Source organism: Pseudomonas sp. JAI115 (genome assembly GCF_014200835.1).
Classification (GTDB): Bacteria; Pseudomonadota; Gammaproteobacteria; order Pseudomonadales; family Pseudomonadaceae; genus Aquipseudomonas; species Aquipseudomonas putida_A.
Window position 1 is genome coordinate 1 of sequence record NZ_JACHCY010000015.1, and the last position, 20,822, is coordinate 20,822.

Genomic DNA, 20,822 nt, shown 5'->3' on the forward strand with positions numbered 1-20,822 from the left:
CTCTGCCGAGTGGCATTCACCCTGATGAAGAATCAGGGCGAATACCGATCAGTTTGAGATTCTAGGGTTGCTGAGCAACATAGAATCTCCCACATGGGTTTTGTGTACGACACAGATCCAGTGTGGGAGCGGGCTTGCTCGCGAAGGCGGCCTGCCAGACGCTAAAAATCTGACTGATTCAGCGGCGAACCTGTTTCAGGGTTTCCGCGATCAGAAACGCCAGTTCCAGCGACTGATCGGCATTCATCCGCGGGTCACAGTGGGTGTGATAACGATCCGACAACCCGTCTTCAGTGATCGGCCGCGCACCACCGATGCACTCGGTGACATTCTGCCCGGTCATCTCGATATGAATCCCGCCGGCATAAGTGCCTTCGGATTCATGCACCTGGAAGAATTGCTTCACCTCACCCAGGATCTGCGCGAAGTCGCGGGTCTTGTAGCCGCTGCTGGCCTTGATGGTGTTGCCATGCATCGGGTCGGAGCTCCACAGCACCTGTTTGCCCTCACGCTGCACCGCGCGGATCAGCGCCGGCAGGTGATCGCCGACCTTGTTCGCGCCCATCCGCGCAATCAGGTTCAGGCGCCCCGGATCGTTGTCCGGGTTGAGCACGTCGATCAGGCGAATCAGATCATCCGGGTTCATGCTCGGGCCGACTTTCACCCCGATCGGGTTGTTCACCCCGCGCAGGAACTCGACGTGAGCGCCGTCGAGCTGACGGGTGCGGTCGCCGATCCACAGCATGTGCGCCGAGCAATCGTAGTAATCGTTGGTCAGGCTGTCGCGACGCACGAAGGCTTCTTCGTAGTTCAGCAGCAGCGCTTCGTGGGCAGTGAAGAAACTGGTTTCGCGCAGTTGCGGCGAGCTGTCCATGCCGCAGGCGCGCATGAACGCCAGGGTTTCATCGATGCGATCGGCGAGGTGGCTGTATTTTTCGGCCAGTGCCGAGTTGGCGATGAAATCCAGGTTCCACTTGTGCACCTGATGCAGGTCGGCAAAGCCGCCCTGGGCGAAGGCGCGCAACAGGTTCAGGGTGGCGGTGGACTGGTGATACGACTGCAGCAGGCGCTCGGGATCCGGCACGCGGCTCTTTTCGTCGAAACCGATGCCGTTGACGATGTCGCCCCGGTAGGCGGGCAGGGTCACGCCGTCGAGGGTTTCATCGTTGGCCGAGCGCGGTTTGGCGAACTGGCCGGCCATGCGCCCGACCTTGACCACCGGGCAACCGGCGGCGAAGGTCATGACGATCGCCATTTGCAGCAATACTTTGAACGTGTCGCGAATCTTCGCCGCCGAGAACTCGGCAAAGCTTTCCGCGCAATCGCCGCCCTGCAGCAGGAACGCCCGGCCCTGAGTCACTTCGGCAAATTGACGGCGCAGCTCGCGTGCTTCGCCGGCAAACACCAGCGGCGGATAACTGGCCAGGGTCTGCTCGACCTGGCGCAGATGCGCCGCGTCAGGGTATTGGGGTTGTTGCTGGATCGGCAGGGCGCGCCAGCTGTCAGGGCTCCACGGTTGGCTCATCACGGTCTCTAATTGGTTCTACGCACGGGAAGCCCATGGTAGCAGTAATTAGTGCGTGACCTGCTCCCGCCCCATCACCGACAATCGCCGCTTTGCCACGGCGCCGCAGCGGTGCCATCGCGTCACCGCGCCCGGTGACCATCAGGAGACGAAATGACTGAGGAGCGCGTCGAGCTGTTGCTCGCCGAGGTACAGGATGAGTTCGGCGTGATTCGCGTGCTGGAAGTGGCCGATTACCGCTTTCTGGAATTTGGCGATGCCATCGAGCAGAGCTGCGTGTTCACCGCCGATCCGAGCTGGCTGGAATATGACTACACCCGGGCGATGCTGATTGGCGCGTTGTGCCATGAGCAACCGGAGAGCGCGCTGTTTCTCGGCCTCGGTGCCGGCACGCTGACCCAGGCCTGCCTCAAGTTCCTGCCGCTGGAAGACGTCGAAGCCATCGAACTGCGCCCGGACGTGCCGCGTCTGGCGATCGAGTACCTGGGGCTGGATGACGATCCGCGCTTGTACATTCGGGTCGGCGATGCGCTGGAGTTGCTGCCGACGGCCGAGCCTGCGGATCTGATCTTTGTCGATCTGTACACCGATGTCGGCCCGGGTGTCGGGCACCTGGCTTGGAGTTTTCTCGGCGACTGTCAGAAGCGTCTGAACCCGGGCGGCTGGCTGGTGATCAACCAGTGGGCCACCGATGACGGCAAACCGTTGGGCGCGGCGTTGTTGCGCGGGCTTTATCACCGGCATTACTGGGAGCTGCCGGTGAAGGAGGGCAATGTGATTCTGATTGTGCCGGCGGATCTCGATCAGGAGCTGGACATGCAGGCGCTGACCGCCCGCGCCGAAGTGCTGGCGCCACGGCTGGGTTATTCGCTGCAGTCGTTGATCAAGGCGATTCGCCCGGCGACATGAGTTGCCAGTGATGGCCCCTTCGCGAGCAAGCCCGCTCCCACATGGGTCCTGTGGCACTCACACAATTTTCTGTGGGAGCGAGCCTGCTCGCGAAGAGGGCCTGATAACCCGCGAATATTTCAGATCCCTTTGAAGATGCCCGGGCGCCGCTCAACCAGCGACCTCACCCCCTCCTTGGCATCCTCACTCCCCAGCAACTTCTTCACCAGTGCCGGCAATCCCTGCGCCGCCACCGTCTCGCCTTCATACCGCGCCTGGCGCGCCGACATCAGCGTTGCCTGCACCCCCAACGGTGCCTGCCGGGCAATCCGCTCGGCCAGTTCGATCGCCCGCGGCAACAGATCCTCACTGGCCATCACTTCCTGCACCAAACCCAGACGCAACGCATCGTGGGCATCAAACTCATCGCCGGTCAGCAACCAGCGCATCGCGTTGCCCCAACCGGCCACCTGGTGAAAGCGCAATGTCGCGCCCCCAAACGGAAAAATCCCCCGCTGCACTTCCATTTGCGCGAAGCGGGTATTGCTCGCGCACAGGTTGATATCCGCGGCCAGCATCAACTCGATGCCGATGGTCAGGCAGTAGCCTTGCGCAGCAACAATTACCGGTTTGCTCACTCGCGGTCCGACGAAAACACCCCATGGGTCGCAACCGCCGGTCGGAACCTGCCAGCCTTCGGCGAGGGCGGCGCTGGCGTTGAGCAGATCCAGACCGGCGGTAAAGTGTTCGCCATGCCCGAACACCACCGCCACCCGCGCCTCGCTGTCGGCCTCGAACTCGCCGTAGGCCAGGCTCAAGTCATTGAGCAGATCGAGGTCGAAGGCGTTGCGTTTGGCGGCCCGGTCAAGGCCGATCAAGTGGATATGACCTCGACGTTCACGGCTGACGCGGCCGGGGCAGGGCTGATTCATGGAGAAATCCTCGGGCGGGAAGGGCGGGTGCAGCGACGGTATGCCGCACATCGATGAATCGTTTAAGCGTCATCACCCGCAGGGCCGGGCCTTTGCAAAATAGACCTTTGCACGATTATCCGCAAAACCCCGTTACACAGCGGTGACACACCGATTCAGGCGATAAAAAAAGCTCCCTTTTTGGGCAAATTCCGGTATAGTGCGCGCCGGCCTTTAACCGGGCCGCGTTTAGGTAGCGCAATTCCCCGAAGTCAGCTTCGGCTGCATGTCCGCACTGCGGGCTCTTCCTTGACGATTCTTTTTCATTCATACGTTTTCGCAAATCCCCGCCGACAAAGCTGCCAGGGCGACTCTTGAGTCTCAACACGGCATGTGCAGCTTTGGAGCATGGGTCTTTGCGGATGCACTTAGAGGCAGACCCATGACCCAGGAAATCGGCGGCTTCGCCGCTCTTGAACTTCATCCCAATATTGTCGCTGCAGTAGTCGCTACCGGCTATGAAGAGCCTTCGGCCATTCAGCAGCAGTCGATCCCGATCATCCTCGCCGGTCACGATATGATTGGTCAGGCGCAAACCGGTACCGGTAAAACCGCTGCCTTTGCCCTGCCTATCCTGCACCGCATTGATCCGTCCAAGCGCGAGCCGCAAGCTCTGATCCTGGCCCCAACTCGTGAGTTGGCGCTACAAGTTGCAACCGCTTTCGAAACTTACGCCAAGCAAATGCCGGGCGTAACTGTTGTGGCTGTCTACGGCGGCGCGCCGATGGGCCCACAATTGAAAGCAATCCGTAATGGCGCACAGATCGTTGTCGCCACTCCGGGCCGTCTGTGCGACCACCTGCGTCGCGACGAAAAAGTCCTCGCTACCGTGAACCACCTGGTTCTGGACGAAGCAGACGAAATGCTCAAACTCGGTTTCATGGACGACCTGGAAGTGATCTTCAAGGCCATGCCGGAAACCCGTCAGACCGTATTGTTCTCGGCAACCCTGCCGCAGTCGATCCGTGCCATCGCCGAGCGCCACCTGCGCGATCCGAAGCACGTGAAGATCCAGAGCAAGACCCAGACCGTTACCGCGATCGAACAGGCTCACCTGTTGGTTCACGCTGACCAGAAGACCTCCGCCGTTCTCAGCTTGCTGGAAGTGGAAGACTTCGACGCGCTGATCATGTTCGTGCGCACCAAGCAAGCGACCCTGGATCTGGCCAGTGCCCTCGACGCCAAAGGCTACAAGGCCGCTGCGCTGAACGGTGACATCGCCCAGAACCAGCGTGAACGCGTCATCGACTCGCTGAAAGATGGCCGCCTGGACATCGTTGTCGCGACCGACGTGGCTGCCCGTGGTCTGGACGTTCCGCGCATCACCCACGTATTCAACGTGGACATGCCGTACGACCCGGAATCCTACGTGCACCGTATCGGCCGTACCGGCCGTGCCGGTCGCGAAGGTCGCGCACTGCTGCTGGTGACTCCACGTGAGCGCCGCATGCTGCAAGTGATCGAGCGTGTCACCGGTCAGAAGGTTGCCGAAGTGCGTCTGCCGGACGCTCAGGCCGTTCTCGATGCACGCATCAAGAAACTGACCAACAGCCTGTCGCCGCTGGTCGCTGATGCTGAGTCGACTCACGGCGAACTGCTGGATCGCCTGACCGCTGACATCGGTTGCACCCCGCGTGCCCTGGCTGCAGCTCTGCTGCGCAAGGCAACCAACGGTCAAGCGCTGAACCTGGCGGCGATCGAGAAGGAACGCCCACTGGTGCCGAACAATGCACCGCGTGGCGACCGTCCTGAGCGTTCCGGCGATCGTCCTGAGCGTGGTGACCGCGAGCGTCGCGCGCCAATGCCTCTGGGCGAAGGTCGTGCCCGTTGCCGTACCGCGCTGGGTGCGCGTGACGGTATCGCCGCCAAGAACCTGCTGGGCGCGATCCTCAACGAAGGTGGTCTGGCCCGCGAAGCGATCGGTCGCATCCAGGTGCGTGACAGCTTCAGCCTCGTCGAGCTGCCGGAAGATGGTCTGGACAAACTCCTGACCAAGCTGAAGGACACTCGCGTCGCTGGCAAGCAGCTGAAACTGCGTCGCTACCGCGAAGATTGATCCGCCCTTGGGCTGATTGATCGAACATGAAAAATCCCCGACTGGTTCGGGGATTTTTTTTGCCTGCTTTTTGCCTCGCCCCACAACCCTGTGGGAGCTGGCTTGCCAGCGATGACGTCAGCCGAAGCGATAGATATCCATACCCAGTGCACCCATCGTGAAGCCTTTATGCGCTACGCGGAACTCACCTCCCGCACCCCGCGCAAAATACAGCGGCAACAAATGCTCGTCACTCGGATGGCTGCGCACCGCATTGGGCGCCTGCTGACGATAATCGTGCAGTGCCGCCTCATCGTCGGCCGCCAGCTTGTCGATCATCCAGTCACGGAAGTCACGTGCCCACGGCTCGACGCTTTCCGGGCCGGCGTGCCAGTCCAGTTCGCGCAGGTTGTGGGTGATGCTGCCGGAGCCGATCAGCAGAATGCCCTGCTCGCGCAGACTCGCCAGCGCTTGTCCGACACGGGTTTGCAACACCGGGCCGCCGCGACTCGGCAGCGACACCTGCACCACCGGAATATCTGCCTGCGGGTACATCAGCGACAGCGGCACCCAGACGCCGTGATCGAACGGTCGTTGCGGGTCGAGGCGTGCCGGCATATGCGCGGCGTCAAGCAATTCAGCCACTTCGGCTGCCAGTTGCGGATCGCCCGGTGCCGGGTACTGCACTTCGAAAAGGGCGCGCGGGAAGCCGCCGAAGTCGTGCCAGGTTTCCGGACGAGGATTGCTGCTGACCAGCAGTTCCTGGCTTTCCCAGTGGGCAGAGACGATCACGATGGCTTTAGGCCGCGGCAGTTCGGCCGCCAGACGCGCCAGCGCCGGGCCACTGGCACCGGGTTCCAGGGCCAGCATCGGTGAGCCGTGGGAGATAAACAGGCTGGGAAACATGGAAAGGTTCCTGAGCGGTAAGATGGCCTCATCTTCAGTCAGATCATTGATCTAAATCTAATATAAGTTTTAACGCCTTTTGATCGAATTTTTTGGGGTGATGCATGCAGCCTGAGTTTTGGCACAAGAAGTGGGAATCCAATCAGATCGGCTTTCATTTGCCTGAGGTGAACCCGTATCTGCAGCGGCACTGGCCGCAACTGGCGATCCCGGCCCAGACCCGGGTGCTGGTGCCGCTGTGCGGGAAAAGCCTGGATCTGTTGTGGCTGGCCGGGCGCGGGCATCTGGTGCTCGGAGTCGAGCTGTCGCTGAAGGCCGTCGAGGATTTTTTCAGTGAGCATCAGGTAACGCCGCAGGTCATTGCCAAGGGGCCGTTCAAAGTCTATCGCGCCGATTCCATCGAGTTGTGGTGTGGTGATTTCTTTGCGCTGACAGCCGACGATGTAGCGGATTGCGCGGCGTTGTACGACCGGGCAGCGCTGATTGCCTTGCCGGCTCCGATGCGTGAGCGCTATGCGGCGCATCTGCAGCAGATCCTGCCGCAAAGTGTGCAAGGGTTGTTGATTACCCTGGATTACGATCAGGCGCAGATGCCAGGGCCACCGTTTGCGGTGAGCGATGATGAAGTGCAGCGCTTGCTGGGCGAAGTCTGGCAGGTGCAGGTGCTTGAGGAGCAGGATGTGCTGGCGGAGAGTGTCAGGTTCCTGCAGGCGGGCGTGACGCGGTTGGAGGAGCGGGTTTACCGGGTTTCCTCGTGATACATTTTGCTGACAGTGCCGGCCCCTTCGCGAGCAGGCTCGCTCCCACACTAGATCTGTATACAAGAATCCAATGTGGGAGCGAGCCTGCTCGCGAAGAGGTCATCAGCAACAACCATTATTCGCATGTACAAAAAAGGCCCGCATCACTGCGGGCCTTTTTCATGGTCACACCGGTCGAATCAACCGCGACGACGCAGCGCGTCGATACGCTCTTCCAGCGGCGGGTGGCTCATGAACATGCGGGCAAAGCCTTGTTTGATGCCACCGTTGATGCCGAATGCGTTCAGGGTGTCCGGCATGTGCACCGGCAGGCCCTGTTCGGCGCGCAGGCGTTGCAATGCACCGATCATCGCATTGGTACCGGCCAGACGTGCGCCGGCTTCATCGGCACGGAATTCGCGTTTGCGCGAGAACCACATGACGATGGCGCTGGCGAGAATGCCCAGAACCAGCTCGGCGAAGATCGTCGCCACGTAGTAGGCGATGCCCTGGCCTTCTTCGTTCTTGAAAATCACCTTGTCGACGAAGTTGCCGATGATCCGCGCGAAGAACATCACAAAGGTGTTCACCACGCCCTGGATCAGCGCCAGGGTGACCATGTCACCGTTGGCCACGTGACCGATTTCGTGGGCCAGAACGGCTTTCACTTCATCTGGCGAAAAACGTTCGAGCAGGCCCTGACTGACCGCGACCAGCGCGTCGTTCTTGTTCCAGCCGGTGGCGAAGGCGTTTGCTTCGTAGGCCGGGAAAATACCGACTTCGGGCATCTTGATCCCGGCTTCGCGGGACAGTTGCTCGACGGTTTGCAGCAGCCATTGCTCATGCCGGGTACGTGGCTGGCTGATGATCTGGGTGCTGGTGCTCATCTTCGCCATCCACTTGGAGATGAACAGCGAGAACAGCGAACCGGCGAAACCAAAGACCGCACAGAAAACCAGCAGCTGACTGAGGTTGAGATCAACCCCGTTGGCCGCCATGAACCCGTTGAAGCCGAACAGGCTCAGGGTGATGCTGGCTATCAGCACGACCGCCAGGTTAGTGGCCAAGAACAGCAGGATGCGCATCATGGTTGTAGAAATCTCCTCAAGCTAAAGATGTAGCGTACTGCGGGGTATATAAGGTGCGTCACCGGGTGATTCAACCGAGTGACTATTTCAAACTGTGTCCTACAGCGGATTCCCGAGTCGGCAGGTCATTGCCCACGGCCAAAACCGAAAGGGATGACAGCCAGCCGCTACCCGCCGCCACTGCGCCAGAGGCGGGTGGGCCCTATGAATCGCAAGTGTAGAAGGCGCAGCGAGGCGGGGAGAGCAGAAGTGTTGCTGAATCAGACAGTGCGCAACGTTCGGGCCGTTGCGCACTGTAGACCGGTTACTGGCGGTAGGACTTGAGGAAGTTGCCGATGCGGCCGATGGCCATTTCCAGATCGTCGACGCGGGGCAGGGTCACCACGCGGAAGTGATCCGGCCACGGCCAGTTGAAGGCCGTGCCTTGCACCACCAGCAGCTTCTCGGAGAGCAGCAGGTCGAGGACGAATTTTTCGTCGTTGTGGATCGGGCAGACTTTCGGGTCGATCCGCGGGAACGCATACAGCGCGCCCATCGGCTTGACGCAGCTGACGCCCGGAATGTTGTTGAGCAATTCCCAGGTGCGGTTGCGCTGCTCCAGCAGGCGGCCCTGCGGCAGTACCAGGTCATTGATGCTCTGATAGCCGCCGAGGGCGGTCTGAATCGCATGCTGACTCGGGACGTTGGCACACAGGCGCATGTTGGCCAGCATGTCGATGCCTTCGATGTAGCTCTGGGCATTGTGTTTCGGCCCGGAGATGGCGATCCAGCCGGAGCGGAAACCCGCCACGCGGTAGGATTTTGACAGACCGTTGAAGGTCAGGCACAGCAGGTCAGGCGCCAGCGAAGCGGTGCAGATGTGCACGGCGTCGTCGTAAAGGATCTTGTCGTAGATCTCGTCGGAGAACACCACCAGGTTGTGCGCGCGGGCGATTTCCAGCATGCCCAGCAGCACTTCCTTCGAATACACCGCGCCGGTCGGGTTGTTCGGGTTGATGATCACCATGGCCTTGGTGTTCGGGGTGATCTTGGCCTTGATGTCGGCCAGGTCAGGGAACCAGTCGGCGCCCTCGTCGCACAGATAGTGCACGGCGTTACCGCCGGCCAGGCTCACGGCGGCGGTCCACAGCGGGTAGTCCGGTGCCGGCACCAGCACTTCGTCACCGTTGTTGAGCAGCGCCTGCAACGACATCACGATCAGCTCGGACACGCCGTTGCCCAGGTAGATGTCTTCGATGCCGACACCTTCGACATTTTTTTGCTGGTAGTACTGCATCACCGCTTTACGGGCACTGAACAGGCCTTTGGAGTCGCTGTAGCCTTGGGCGGTCGGCAGGTTGCGGATCACATCCTGAAGAATTTCGTCCGGCGCTTCGAAACCAAACGGCGCCGGGTTGCCGATGTTCAGCTTGAGGATGCGCTGGCCTTCCTCCTCCAGACGTTTGGCGTGCTTGAGCACCGGGCCGCGAATGTCGTAGCAGACGTTGGCGAGCTTGTTCGATTTGCTGAACTGCATGGCGATGTGATCCCGAAAATGAACGATCCAGACGGCGGATGGCCAACCGTACTGGGATTCCTGCGTCTTCGCACAGGCGGAGTCTTGCGCCATGGCGCCGAGAATCCGTTTGAATGCGCCCGGTCTGGCTGCCAGACTGGCGTGTGACGAGGCGCAATCATACGTGCCACCCGATCCGTGGAAAAGGTACAGATCGGGCTTTTTCAGCCGCTGAGGTGTGATGATGGAAAAGTTGGAAAAAACCCTGGAAGAATGGCGGGCGATGCTCGACCCCGAGCAGTACAACGTGTGCCGTCTCAGTGCGACCGAACGGCCGTTTTCCGGCAAATACAACGACACCAAAACCGACGGTGTCTATCACTGCGTCTGCTGCAATGAGCCGCTGTTCGACTCCACGACCAAATTCGATTCCGGCTGCGGCTGGCCGAGCTTCTACGCGCCGATCGGCGAAAGCGCCATGACCGAGATCCGCGATACCAGCCACGGCATGATCCGCACCGAGGTCAAATGCGCCCGCTGCGACGCGCATCTGGGCCACGTGTTCCCCGATGGCCCGCCACCGACTGGCTTGCGTTATTGCATCAACTCGGTGTGCCTGAATCTCGAGCCGCGCGAGTAAGCGGACAGGCGACCTGCGGGTCGCCTTTCGGATAATTAAATTGCGCACAATTTAATTGCTCGCTATGTTTGGCCTTTCCCGATAACCCGCGGAGCCGACCCATGAGCGACAACCTGCTGAATATCCCTGTCACCACCATCAAGGGTGAGCAAAAGACCCTGGCCGATTTTGCCGGCAAAGCGGTGTTGGTGGTCAACACCGCCAGCAAATGCGGCTTCACCCCTCAATACAAAGGCCTGGAAGAGCTGTGGCAGACCTATAAGGATCAGGGCCTGGTGGTGCTGGGGTTTCCGTGCAATCAGTTTGGCAAGCAGGAGCCGGGTAACGAGGGGGCGATCAGCGAGTTCTGTGAGCTGAACTACGGCGTGAGTTTCCCGCTGTTCAAGAAGATCGACGTCAACGGGTCTGATGCGCATCCGCTGTTCGTGCAGTTGAAAAAGCGCGCTCCGGGTTTGCTCGGCTCCGAGGGCATCAAGTGGAACTTCACCAAGTTCCTGATCGGCAAGGATGGGCAACTGGTCAAGCGTTTCGCCCCGACCACCAAGCCGCAGGACATCAGCGGCGAGATCGAAGCCCTGCTCAAATGAACAGCCTGCCCGACGATTCGCTGAAGCTCGACAGTCAGTTGTGCTTCAAGTTGTACGCCGCGTCCCGGGCGGTGATTCGCGCTTACAAGCCGATGCTCGATCAACTCGGCCTGACCTACCCGCAGTACCTGGCGATGCTGGTGCTGTGGGAGTGGCAGGACAGTGCACCGGAGCAACCGACGGTCAAGGCGTTGGGCGAGCGCCTGGCGCTGGACTCCGGCACCCTGACGCCGTTGCTCAAGCGTCTTGAACAATTGCAGTGGGTGCAACGCCAGCGTTCGGCGCGCGACGAGCGTGAAGTGCATCTGAGCCTGACCGCGCAAGGCCAAGCGCTGCGCGAACAGGTCGGGCCGCTCAAGGCCCGGTTGTTGTGCGACAGCGGGGTGGATCTTGATCGGCTCAACGATTTGCGCAATGGCCTCGATCACCTGCTGGGGCAGATCAAAGCGCTGACGTAGCCGGCATCCACTGGTCGAGCAGGGCCGCCAGCTCTTCGCGGCGGAACGGCTTGGCCAGGTAATCGCTCATGCCGGCCGCACGGCAGTGCTCGCGTTCTTCGGACATGGCGTTGGCGGTCAGTGCGACGATCGGCAGGTGCGGCCAGCGCCCGCTCTGGCGGATCTGCCGGCTCGCTTCGTAGCCGTCCATCACCGGCATGTTGCAGTCCATCAGCACCAGATCGAACTCATCGTGCTCCAGTTGATCCAGCGCCTCGGCACCGTGGGCGGCGACCACCACGTCGCAACCGAGCTTGCCGAGCATGCCTTTGGCCACCAGTTGATTGACCGGATTGTCCTCCACCAGCAGCACCTTTCCGCGCCGCCGGACCGGCTGGCTCTCGAGGCGCGCATCGTTGCTCGTGGTGACATCGGCCAGCAGAATGCGCCGCAGGATCTGGTACAGCGCGTTGCGTGCCAGCGGTCGGGCTTGTTGCTGCAATGGCGCCAGCGCGGCGGCTTCTTCGCCGGGCATGAAACTGCCATAAGCGGTTACGACGAGGATCGGTGCGCTGATGGTCGGGCGCAGACTGAACAGGCATTCCGGGCAATCGGTGATCAGCAGATCGGGTGCCAGGCCCAGCAACGGGTCATCCATGGTGCGCTGTTCATAGCTCACGCCCCACACCGGCAGCAATGTCTTGAGCAGTTCCGCCAGCCCGCTGCTGGCGGCCGTGATCGCCAGCACCTTGCCGTGCAGTGGCGGCGGCATGACCGCCCGGGTATGACACAGCAGTGGCAGGTCGGCGCAGAACTGACTGCCGAAACCGGCCTCGGAACTGATGGTCAATCGGCCTTGCATGGCCTCGCACAGGTTGTAGGTCAACGCCAGACCGAGACCGGTGCCGCCGTACTGCCGGGTGATGCCGGCACCGGCCTGGGTGAACGGCTGGAAGATTTTCACCTGGGCATCCTGAGCGATGCCAATGCCGGTGTCGCAGACTTCGATGCGCACCCCGTCCTTGTGGGCGGACAGGCGCACATCGACCCGGCCGAAGCGGGTGAACTTCAGGGCATTGGACAGCAGGTTGCTGACGATTTGCCGTACCCGGGTCGGATCCCCCAGCACCAGCGCGGGAAAGTGCGGGTCGATCAGGCAGGTCAGCTCGACGCTCGGCGCAGCGTTCTGCGACAGCAGGTTGGCGGTGTCCTCGATCAGTGAGCCGAGGTCGAACGGGATGTGTTCGAGCTCCAGTTGCCCCGCATCGAACTTGGACAGGTCGAGAATATCGTTGAGCAGTTCCACCAGCACCTTGCCCGAGTCATGGGCAATCGACAGTTGCTGTTGCTGCTCGGCATTCAGCGGCCCATCGAGGGACAAGGCGATCATCCCCAGCAGGCCGTTGAGCGGGGTGCGGATCTCGTGGCTCATGTTGGCGAGGAATGCCGAGCGCGCTTCGGCCATGTCCAGTGCGGTGCTGCGAGCGACTTCCAGTTCTTCGTTGGACTGGCTGAGCCGGGTGTTGATGGCCTTGAGCTCGGCAGTGCGGGCCGAGACGATGTGCTCCAGTTGCCCGAGGTAATCGGTGAGGCGGTTTTCCGCGTTGCGCCGTTGCTGGATTTCCGTGGCGATGTTGTCGAACTGCTGGTTGGCGACTTTGACCAGTACGCCGATCTCGTCATTGGCGTGGCCAGCCGGACATTCCAGGGTCGTCGGTTCTGCACTGCGTGCGTCACGCGCGCTGAGTTCCCGGATCAGGCGCACCAATGGCTTGGTCAGCATCACGTAGAACAGCGCCAACAGGATCCCGGTGAGGATCAGGCTGCGGGCAAAGCCGTTGAGCAGGGTGACTTCGGCGCGGCGCAGAAACCGGCTGCCGAACGCGTAGGTATCGACCTCCAGGCTCAGCGTACCCAGTGATTCTTCGGGCAGGTGATCGAGGTACAGACGGTCTTCGAACTGGCGCTTGGCACCGAACAGGAAGTCGCTGATCACCCGATAACCGCTTTGCAGTTCCGGGCGCCTGACGTTGGCCAGGACGTTGCCGTTGTTGTCGGTCAATTGCGCCGAGATGATCGCCGGGGAGCGCAACAGGCCCAGGGTCAGCTCCTGTGCCAGTTCCGCATCGATGTTGTAGGCGATTCGCGACGCCGGATTGTGGCTGATTTCCAGCAAAGACAGGATTTCACGGTTGATGGAGGCGTCTTCACTGGCATAATCGATGCCGATTTGCAGCAGGCTGAGCAGCGTGCCCAGAACGAACCCGACCAGCACCGTGAATCTGGCTTGCTTGTATGACAGCCGGTGGGTGAATTTGATATCCATGGGGTGTTGAACCACTTCCGTTTCCCTTCGCTGCTCAAGCATAGTCGATCATGTATGGATACCGAGGTTCCCGAAGCGCCTTGTAACAAGGCTTGAACGGGGATTGAGATCTGTCTGTCGTCGCTGGATCGACATCATCACTGTGAACGTGCCCGAGGAGAAGACGTGGATTCCCGATTGAATGCTTTTCTTGAACGCGCCGAGTCGGTTCTGGCGCGGATCGAACCCTTGCTGCCGGCGCCGCGTCCGCTGATCGACTGGGAAACCTGCCTGGCCGCGCGCTGGCAGCGTGACGGGCGCAGCGGCTATTTGCTGCCGCTGGAAGTCAGCCTCGACATGCGCCTGTCCGACCTGATCGGTGTCAATCGTCAGTTGGAACAACTGGGCCGCAACACTCAGCAGTTTCTCGACGGCATGCCGGCCAACCATGCGCTGCTCTGGGGCTCGCGCGGCACCGGTAAATCGTCGCTGGTGCGCGCGCTGCTGGCCGAACACGCCAAGGCCGGCCTGCGTTTGATCGAAATCGAGCGCGACCATCTGGCCGACCTGCCGCGAGTGGTCGAGCAGATCGGCAAACTGCCGCAACGCTTCGTGCTGTTCTGCGATGACCTGTCGTTCGAATCCGGCGAAGGCGATTATCGCGTGCTGAAAAGCGTGCTCGACGGCTCGCTCGAACAGGCCCCGGACAACGTTCTGCTGTACGCCACTTCCAACCGCCGCCATCTGGTGCCGGAAAAGGAAAGCGACAACGAAAACTGGAAACGCGTCGACGGCGAGCTGCATCCGAGTGAGGCGGTGGAAGACAAGATCGCCTTGTCCGACCGTTTCGGCCTGTGGCTGTCGTTCTATCCGTTTACCCAGGAACATTTCCTCAACGTCGTCGAACACTGGATCGGCCAGTTGGCCGCCAAGGCCGGCTTGAGCTGGCAGCGCGACGAAGAGCTCGACATCCTCGCCGTGCGCTGGGCAACCGGGCGCGGCAATCGCAACGGACGTTGCGCGTACCAATTCGCCCGTTACTGGGTGGGACTGAAATTGCTGGAGCACAAGGCATGATTGATTTGCAACAAAGCGGCCAGGGCCTCGAAGGCTATGGCATGTTGGCCGCACAACTGGAATCGCTGCTGGCGGACGAGCGCGATTTCATCGCTAACGCCGCGCAGTTTTCGGCGTTCCTGTTCAACCAGCTCGACGATTTGAACTGGGCCGGTTTCTACCTCAATCGCAACGAAGAACTGGTGCTTGGCCCGTTTCAGGGGCAGATCGCCTGCGTGCGCATTCCCTTCGGTCGCGGTGTGTGTGGCGCGGCAGCGGCCAGTCGACAGACCCAGCGCGTTGAAGACGTGCATGCGTTCCCCGGTCATATCGCTTGCGACAGCGCCTCCAACAGCGAGCTGGTGGTGCCACTGGTCAAGGACGGTCGGCTGATCGGCGTACTTGATCTCGACAGCCCGAAACTCTCGCGTTTCGGCACCGACGATCAGGCCGGAATCGAGCAACTGGCGGCGATTTTCCTGCGTCTGACCGACTGCTGATCAGGCACTCAGGCCAGCCTTGCGCAACAGGCTGGCCGGATCCACCGCATCGATCTGGCGCGGATCGAGAAACCGCGCGGCGTACTGCATGTACACCCCATCGTTGATGAACAGCGCAAACAGCTCGGGGTCGATGTGCGCCTCGCGGGACATGGTGGCCATGATCCCCAGCGCCTCGTTCAAGGATTTGGCCTTCTTGTACGGTCGATCCGCCGCTGTCAGTGCCTCGAAAATATCGGCAATCGCCATCATCCGTGCCGGCAGGCTCATGTCCTCGCGCTTCAGGCGTTTGGGATAACCGCTGCCGTCCATCTTTTCGTGATGCCCACCGGCGATTTCCGCGACGCTGTCCAGGTGCCCGGGGAAGGGCAGGTGGCTGAGCATCAGGATCGTCTGTACCATGTGGTGATTGATGATGTAGCGCTCTTCGCGGGTCAGCGTGCCCCGGGCAATGCTCAGGTTGTACAGTTCGCCGCGATTGTATTTGTAACGCGGCACATCCAGTTTGAACCCCCACGGATTGTCTTCCGGAATCAGTTCGCTGTCGGCGCGTTCGATCAGGTGTTCGGGCTTGTCCGCCAGCAGTGGCTCGCTGACTGGCAGATTCGCCGCCGGCGTTTGCGCCTGGCGGCGGTTTTCCTCCCATGACACCCCCAAGCGATCATCGAGGGTGCGCATCCAGCGCCGCTCGGCAATGCGTTCAAGACGTTGCAGATCGGCGGGTGCCATGGCCTCACCGCCCAGATTGCAGCGCGCGACAAAGGCAAAGTCGTCATCCAGTTGCGTCAGCGTGGCGTCACGCAGTTCGCTCAGTTGCGCCGCGTTGCCGCCCAGTGCGATCGCCTGCCAGTAACTGATCCAGGCATCGCGCTTGAGCACTTCGAAACGGGTGCGGATTTCGTGGATGCGATCATTGAGGGTTTCCAGTTTGGTTGCCTTGTCGACGACATATTCTGGTGTCGTGACTTTGCCGCAATCGTGCAGCCAGGCCGCAATGTGCAGGGCTTCCCATTCGTCTTCAGTGGGCTGATAGCTCTGGAACGCCGGCGCCTGGCTGGCGGCCGCGGCCTGCGCGAGCATCAGGGTTAGTTCCGGCACGCGCTGGCAGTGGCCGCCGGTGTAGGGGCTCTTGGCGTCGATGGCGCCGGCCAGCAACTGAATGAACGCGTCGAGCAACTGCTTCTGCTTCGCTTGCAGGCGCTGACTTTCGATACTCACCGCCGCCGCACCAGACACGGCTTGCAGGAAGGCGATGCGGTCCGGGCGCAGTTTTTCCAGGTCCTGAGCGCTGCCGCTGTCGTTGATCAGCAGAAGCAACAGGCCGATGGTTTCGTTGTGCCGATTACGCAGGCGGATGCCGATCAGGTGGATGCGCGGCGACTGCATGGCCAACAGGACTTTCTGCAAGTCCCCGGCCTGCTCGAAGCCAAGGCTGCTGACCACGTTGTCAGCGTTGATCAGTTGCTGGAACCACGCCGGCCCTTGATCGGCCAGGAGATCCCGGCCCAGCACAGCGAACTCGCCCGGCTCGTGCGAGGCGCCATCAATGACCAGTCCGTAAGGCTCCATCCGGTTGCCATCGCTTTCGCGCAGATAGATCAACCCCGCCTGTGCCTGGGCGATCTGCGCCGTTTCGAACAGCACCCGTTGCAGCAGCGGGGCGAAGCGGGTTTCGGCGCAGAGGCTGTCGGTGATGCGGAAGAAACTGGCGAGCGTGTCCTTCATGCGCGCCATCGACAGGCTTAACTGGTCAACCTCCAGCACCGGCGAGCGGCGGGTGACCGGAAAGTTGAAATCGAAACTGCGGATCGCGTCGGCTTCCTTGACCAGCGCGTGCAACGGTTTGACCAGAATCCGCGAGATCAGCCAGCCCAGCGGCAGGCACAGCAGCAAGATCGCCAAGGTGATCAGCGCGCCTTGCCAGCGCATGCGGTAGGCATCGGCAAGCAGTTCGTCCTCGGGCACCAGCAGGGCCATCTGCAAACCTTTCGGCCCGCCTTCCTGCAGGGTGCTGCGGGCGACGATCCAGTGGCGGCCATTGACGTCGAGCCGTTTGCCCGGATGGGCGGTGGACAGCAACGCGTGCAGATTCGGACTGAGGTCGGCCGCTTTGGCCAGGCGTGCGCTGCTGCCGTCGACGATCAGCCGGCTGCTGTCCGGATAGGCCACGGCATTGCCATCGGCATCGAACAACACGATTTCGGTCGAGGGGGTGACCACATGCTTGGTCAAGGTGGCCGAGAGTGCCTCCAAAGTCAGATCGGCACCGATCACACTGGTTGCGCTGCTGCGTCGAGCCAGGGTGGTGCCCACATTGTGCGTGGAAAAAAATACATAGGGTTCGGTGGTGATCTGATCGCCCTGTTGCAGGGCGTTGTTGTACCAGTTGCGGGTACGCGGGTCGTAGCGGTCGTCGGGATTGGTGTCGCGTCCGACAGGCGTCAGCGTCTGGTCGAAGAACAGTGACTGCGACAATACGGTGCCGCTGGCGTCGTGCTCGATGCTCCAGACCTGATAGGCCGCTGTTGGTGGTGCCTTGAGCAGGGTTTTCAGCGCGCTGGTGCGCAAGGGCCGGACCATGAAGAAATCGCCGTTGCCGTACCCCAGATACAGCGAGGCGAGATCGGTGTTGTCCTTGAGCGACTGACTGAACGGCTTGAGCAGCGCCAGACGCTGTTGCAGGTTCGGCGCCTCGGCCGCCTGATTGTCGGCCAGCAGGCTCAGCAGGTGCCGGATCGGTTCGTAGGTTGAATGCAGGTCCAGGCGCACATCCTGTTCGATGCGATTGAACAGGTTTTCACTGCTCGACAGGATGATTCGGGTGGTCTGGCGATAATTGAACAGCCCCAGCACCACGCCTGTGAGCAACAGCAGAAAGGTGAACATGACGCTGATGTGCACGTGCAACGGGAACCGGCGTTGATCCGGGCGCAGTGGGCTGGGCATTGCTGACTCTCCATTGAAGTAAACACACTGCTCAGCGTCCAAGCATAGTTAAGGCTCGGTCATTGTGCTTTCTTCGAACGGTTCCAGTTGTTGCCGCAACGCCTGCTCCAGTTCGAGCATGGCTGCGTCGGTGGCCTCGACGCAGCGCACGATGGTCGGTGCGGGCGTTGTCTGCATGCATGCCTGTTCCAGCGCATCGCAACAGGCGATCAGACGCGAGGCCTGGGCGATCCGGGCGGCGCCTTTGATCTTGTGGGCGACCAGCGCCACTGCCTGACGATCATTGCAGGGGGCCAGGGCTAATAATTCCTCGCGATCGAGACGGCTGCTCTTGAGCAATTGCGTGAGCAGACGCCGGACTTGCAGCGGGTTGCCGCCAGTCAACTGACTCAACCCGTCAAGATTGAACGCCGGTTCAAGCGTCGCGGGCTGCAGACCATTGATCCAGTGGCTCAGTGCGCTGAGGCTCAACGGTTTGAACAGACAGTCATTCATGCCGGCCCGTTTGCAGCGCTGTACTTCTTCAGGCTGCGCGTTGGCCGTGAAACCCAGCACGGTACACGGAGGGCGGCCAGTGCGTTGTTCCTGTTGGCGGATCGCCTCGGTCAGTTCGTAGCCGTTCATCAACGGCATGTTGCAGTCAGCGATAACCAGGTCGAATGCACCGGTCTGCCATTTCTCGAATCCACTCCGACCCTCTTCGGCAAGGGTGAATCGGTGCCCGAGGAACTCCAGTTGCTGGCACATCAGCAGGCGATTGGCCGGATGATCGTCGACCACCAGAATGTTCAGTGGCGCAGAGGTTTGCAGCACAGGCTCGGTTTTTGCCGTGGTCACCTGGCACGGTAGCGTTTGCAGCGGCAGCGACAGGCAGACCTGGGTGCCGATCCCCGGCTGGCTGCTCAACTGCAGCTGCCCACCCATCATTTCACACAGGTTGCGACAGATCACCAGCCCCAGGCCTGCGCCGCTGCGAGCTTGCTGCCGGCCACTCTCGGTCTGGGCGAACGGCTCGAACAGGCGTTGTTGATCTTCGATGCTGATGCCGACTCCGGTGTCCTGGATCGTCAACTGAACGAGCGAGCATTGGCCCGGCCCGTTGGGCAGCACATCCAGATTGATCCGCACCTGCCCGGACTCAGTGAATTTGATGGCATTGCTGATCAGGTTCGACAGGATCTGCTTGAAGCGCAACGGATCCAGTTCCACGTCGACCTGCAGCCCGGGCGGATTGATGATCAGCGGCAGGAGGAGGTTTTTCTGGCGGGCGAGGCCGTCGAAGATCCTGACCACCGACGCCACTGTTTCGACCAGATTGACCCGTTCCGGGCTCAGGCTCAGGTGCCCGGATTCGATCCGCGCGATATCGAGAATGTCGCCGATCAGGCCCAGCAGATCCTTGGCCGAGCAGTAGGCGGTTTCAATGGAGGAGCGATCCGGAGCCTGATCATTCATGCGTTCGAGCGTCAGTTCGAGCATGCCGATAATGGCATTCATCGGCGTGCGGATTTCGTGGCTCATGGTGGCCAGAAAGGTACTTTTGGCGCGGTTGGCGTTGTCCGCCTGTTCCTTGGCCCGGCGCAGTTCATCGAACAACTGGCGACGTTCACTGATGTCGATCCAGCCGCCGATGATCCCTTGCACATCGCCACTGGAGTCGCGGTACGGCAGGATCCAGTGGTAGATCGTCAAACGCCGGCCACCGATGTGCAGCGGTCGATCGAGCAGCAGAGGCGTGCCTTCGGCCACCACCCGCTGGTAATCCGCCTGGTATGCCTGGGCTTCGAAGGCGTTGCTCAGTGTGCCCTGCATGACACTTTTGCCGATCACGTCTTCGCGTTTGGCGTTGAAGGCTTCGAGGTAGCTGTCGTTGCAGCTTTGCAGCAGACCCTGGCGATCGCGCACGTAGATCGGGTGAGGGGTGCCGTTGACCAGTGAACGCATGAATTCGAACTGATCGTTGAGTGCCCGTTCGGCGGCCTGGCGTTGCTTGATCTGGCGACGCATGATCTGGGGCCAAAAAGGTGTTAGCTATTTAGCCGAATTGTTTTTGTTTGGCTATTTTTCTGCTGCCTATTAGCTGACTTTCTTTATCGAAGAGGTCGTCATTCAAATACCTGTGATTCATTCCCCTTGTGAAGACATTAGTCGATGAAGCTCCAATCATTTTTGTCATGAAAGCTTCATTTATCTGCAAGGCAGCTACCGCAATTTTTTGATGAATTTTGACCAAGAGACATTTTGGAGCGGGAACCTGCTGCAAGAGGACATTGGAACGAGCAGGTGAGATGGTTACAGGTCATTGCCTAACAGCAGCGTCAAATCCGAGAAATTAACTCAGTCAGCTCAAATTCGAGTGGCCAGTGCAACTCCCCATCCCGGTGTTAATCACTTTTTTGCCTTGTTAACTACAGCGGTTAACAGAGTGAAAAACCAGCTAACAAGATGACGAGTTAAGCCCAGAAATTCGAAGCATTGATCCTGCTTTCTGGTCGAGACCCCTTGGTAGCGACCAAATTCAGTCTTCATATCGACTGGATCGCTACTTGCCACTGGTTCGGGAAGACATGGGTACCACACGTTTCCTTACGGCTTGATTCGCCATCACGCAAGCTGCAGCTATTCTATTTGTGGTCTGCTCAATAAAAGTTTAGTCATAATCACTTGAAGCATGCCAAGTCTATTTATCTGCTTATGGAGGGA

Annotated in this window: 15 protein-coding genes and 1 pseudogene; 8 read left to right on the forward strand and 8 right to left on the reverse strand. The window is 60.6% G+C overall.

Annotation, left to right across the window (positions count from 1 at the left end; all coding sequences use genetic code 11):
• Window positions 1-178: 178 nt before the first annotated feature.
• Window positions 179-1,525 carry a class II 3-deoxy-7-phosphoheptulonate synthase gene (locus tag HDC30_RS23945; protein ID WP_183785369.1) on the reverse strand — a complete coding sequence of 449 codons (1,347 nt, stop codon included), beginning with the start codon at window positions 1,523-1,525 and terminating at the stop codon, window positions 179-181.
• 153 nt (window positions 1,526-1,678) lie between these two features.
• On the opposite strand from HDC30_RS23945, the gene HDC30_RS23950 reads away from it, so the two are divergent.
• On the forward strand, window positions 1,679-2,434 hold the full coding sequence (locus HDC30_RS23950) for a spermidine synthase (protein ID WP_027613441.1): 756 nt from the start codon (window positions 1,679-1,681) through the stop codon (window positions 2,432-2,434).
• A 119-nt stretch (window positions 2,435-2,553) separates the two neighbouring features.
• On the opposite strand, the gene HDC30_RS23955 is transcribed toward HDC30_RS23950, so the two are convergent.
• The gene (locus HDC30_RS23955; RefSeq protein ID WP_183785371.1) at window positions 2,554-3,345 is read right to left on the reverse strand and encodes a crotonase/enoyl-CoA hydratase family protein; all 792 of its coding nucleotides are present in this window, start codon (window positions 3,343-3,345) and stop codon (window positions 2,554-2,556) included.
• A 421-nt stretch (window positions 3,346-3,766) separates the two neighbouring features.
• Here HDC30_RS23955 and HDC30_RS23960 point away from each other — a divergent pair, with 421 nt between their 5' ends.
• Window positions 3,767-5,440: a DEAD/DEAH box helicase gene (locus HDC30_RS23960; protein WP_027613439.1), complete on the forward strand. Its 1,674-nt coding sequence runs from the start codon at window positions 3,767-3,769 to the stop codon at window positions 5,438-5,440.
• Window positions 5,441-5,557: 117 nt separating this feature from the next.
• Here the strand turns inward: HDC30_RS23960 and HDC30_RS23965 are convergent, their stop codons facing one another.
• On the reverse strand, window positions 5,558-6,325 hold the full coding sequence (locus HDC30_RS23965; protein WP_183785373.1) for a class III extradiol ring-cleavage dioxygenase: 768 nt from the start codon (window positions 6,323-6,325) through the stop codon (window positions 5,558-5,560).
• 104 nt (window positions 6,326-6,429) lie between these two features.
• On the opposite strand from HDC30_RS23965, the gene HDC30_RS23970 reads away from it, so the two are divergent.
• On the forward strand, window positions 6,430-7,083 hold the full coding sequence (locus tag HDC30_RS23970) for a thiopurine S-methyltransferase (protein ID WP_183785375.1): 654 nt from the start codon (window positions 6,430-6,432) through the stop codon (window positions 7,081-7,083).
• A 182-nt stretch (window positions 7,084-7,265) separates the two neighbouring features.
• Here the strand turns inward: HDC30_RS23970 and htpX are convergent, their stop codons facing one another.
• Complete coding sequence (htpX, locus tag HDC30_RS23975) at window positions 7,266-8,153, reverse strand: protease HtpX (protein WP_007964827.1); 888 nt, start codon at window positions 8,151-8,153, stop codon at window positions 7,266-7,268.
• A gap of 304 nt (window positions 8,154-8,457) precedes the next feature.
• Window positions 8,458-9,669 carry a pyridoxal phosphate-dependent aminotransferase gene (locus HDC30_RS23980; protein WP_183785377.1) on the reverse strand — a complete coding sequence of 404 codons (1,212 nt, stop codon included), beginning with the start codon at window positions 9,667-9,669 and terminating at the stop codon, window positions 8,458-8,460.
• 223 nt (window positions 9,670-9,892) lie between these two features.
• Here HDC30_RS23980 and msrB point away from each other — a divergent pair, with 223 nt between their 5' ends.
• The 3 genes from msrB to HDC30_RS23995 all read left to right on the forward strand — a co-directional run bounded on the left by msrB (window position 9,893) and on the right by HDC30_RS23995 (window position 11,333).
• A complete protein-coding gene (gene msrB / locus HDC30_RS23985; protein WP_027613436.1) occupies window positions 9,893-10,288 on the forward strand; it encodes a peptide-methionine (R)-S-oxide reductase MsrB in 396 nt (131 codons plus the stop codon).
• A gap of 101 nt (window positions 10,289-10,389) precedes the next feature.
• Window positions 10,390-10,875, forward strand: coding sequence for a glutathione peroxidase (locus tag HDC30_RS23990; RefSeq protein WP_027613435.1), 486 nt, complete (start codon window positions 10,390-10,392; stop codon window positions 10,873-10,875).
• A complete protein-coding gene (locus HDC30_RS23995) occupies window positions 10,872-11,333 on the forward strand; it encodes a MarR family winged helix-turn-helix transcriptional regulator (RefSeq protein ID WP_027613434.1) in 462 nt (153 codons plus the stop codon). Before HDC30_RS23990 ends, HDC30_RS23995 begins: the two co-directional genes overlap by 4 nt.
• Here HDC30_RS23995 and HDC30_RS24000 read toward each other — a convergent pair.
• Window positions 11,317-13,638, reverse strand: a complete 2,322-nt coding sequence (locus HDC30_RS24000; RefSeq protein WP_183785379.1) for a response regulator — start codon at window positions 13,636-13,638, stop codon at window positions 11,317-11,319. The two genes, HDC30_RS23995 and HDC30_RS24000, sit on opposite strands and share 17 nt — an antisense overlap.
• A 165-nt stretch (window positions 13,639-13,803) precedes the next feature.
• On the opposite strand from HDC30_RS24000, the gene HDC30_RS24005 reads away from it, so the two are divergent.
• Both HDC30_RS24005 and HDC30_RS24010 read left to right on the forward strand, forming a co-directional pair.
• A complete protein-coding gene (locus HDC30_RS24005) occupies window positions 13,804-14,694 on the forward strand; it encodes an ATP-binding protein (RefSeq protein WP_096794965.1) in 891 nt (296 codons plus the stop codon).
• A complete protein-coding gene (locus tag HDC30_RS24010; RefSeq protein ID WP_115989240.1) occupies window positions 14,691-15,173 on the forward strand; it encodes a GAF domain-containing protein in 483 nt (160 codons plus the stop codon). Before HDC30_RS24005 ends, HDC30_RS24010 begins: the two co-directional genes overlap by 4 nt.
• Here HDC30_RS24010 and HDC30_RS24015 read toward each other — a convergent pair whose 3' ends face one another.
• The gene (locus tag HDC30_RS24015; RefSeq protein WP_183785381.1) at window positions 15,174-18,119 is read right to left on the reverse strand and encodes an HD domain-containing phosphohydrolase; all 2,946 of its coding nucleotides are present in this window, start codon (window positions 18,117-18,119) and stop codon (window positions 15,174-15,176) included.
• A gap of 48 nt (window positions 18,120-18,167) precedes the next feature.
• Window positions 18,168-20,138, reverse strand: a pseudogene (locus HDC30_RS24020) (ATP-binding protein); the annotation flags it as partial.
• Window positions 20,139-20,822: the final 684 nt, after the last annotated feature.

Coding starts and splice junctions, on each gene's coding strand:
- HDC30_RS23945 (WP_183785369.1), bottom strand. CDS start 1,525: ATGAGCCAACCGTGGAGCCCTGACAGCTGGCGCGCCCTGCCGATCCAG.
- HDC30_RS23950 (WP_027613441.1), top strand. CDS start 1,679: ATGACTGAGGAGCGCGTCGAGCTGTTGCTCGCCGAGGTACAGGATGAG.
- HDC30_RS23955 (WP_183785371.1), bottom strand. CDS start 3,345: ATGAATCAGCCCTGCCCCGGCCGCGTCAGCCGTGAACGTCGAGGTCAT.
- HDC30_RS23960 (WP_027613439.1), top strand. CDS start 3,767: ATGACCCAGGAAATCGGCGGCTTCGCCGCTCTTGAACTTCATCCCAAT.
- HDC30_RS23965 (WP_183785373.1), bottom strand. CDS start 6,325: ATGTTTCCCAGCCTGTTTATCTCCCACGGCTCACCGATGCTGGCCCTG.
- HDC30_RS23970 (WP_183785375.1), top strand. CDS start 6,430: ATGCAGCCTGAGTTTTGGCACAAGAAGTGGGAATCCAATCAGATCGGC.
- htpX (WP_007964827.1), bottom strand. CDS start 8,153: ATGATGCGCATCCTGCTGTTCTTGGCCACTAACCTGGCGGTCGTGCTG.
- HDC30_RS23980 (WP_183785377.1), bottom strand. CDS start 9,669: ATGCAGTTCAGCAAATCGAACAAGCTCGCCAACGTCTGCTACGACATT.
- msrB (WP_027613436.1), top strand. CDS start 9,893: ATGGAAAAGTTGGAAAAAACCCTGGAAGAATGGCGGGCGATGCTCGAC.
- HDC30_RS23990 (WP_027613435.1), top strand. CDS start 10,390: ATGAGCGACAACCTGCTGAATATCCCTGTCACCACCATCAAGGGTGAG.
- HDC30_RS23995 (WP_027613434.1), top strand. CDS start 10,872: ATGAACAGCCTGCCCGACGATTCGCTGAAGCTCGACAGTCAGTTGTGC.
- HDC30_RS24000 (WP_183785379.1), bottom strand. CDS start 13,638: ATGGATATCAAATTCACCCACCGGCTGTCATACAAGCAAGCCAGATTC.
- HDC30_RS24010 (WP_115989240.1), top strand. CDS start 14,691: ATGATTGATTTGCAACAAAGCGGCCAGGGCCTCGAAGGCTATGGCATG.
- HDC30_RS24015 (WP_183785381.1), bottom strand. CDS start 18,119: ATGCCCAGCCCACTGCGCCCGGATCAACGCCGGTTCCCGTTGCACGTG.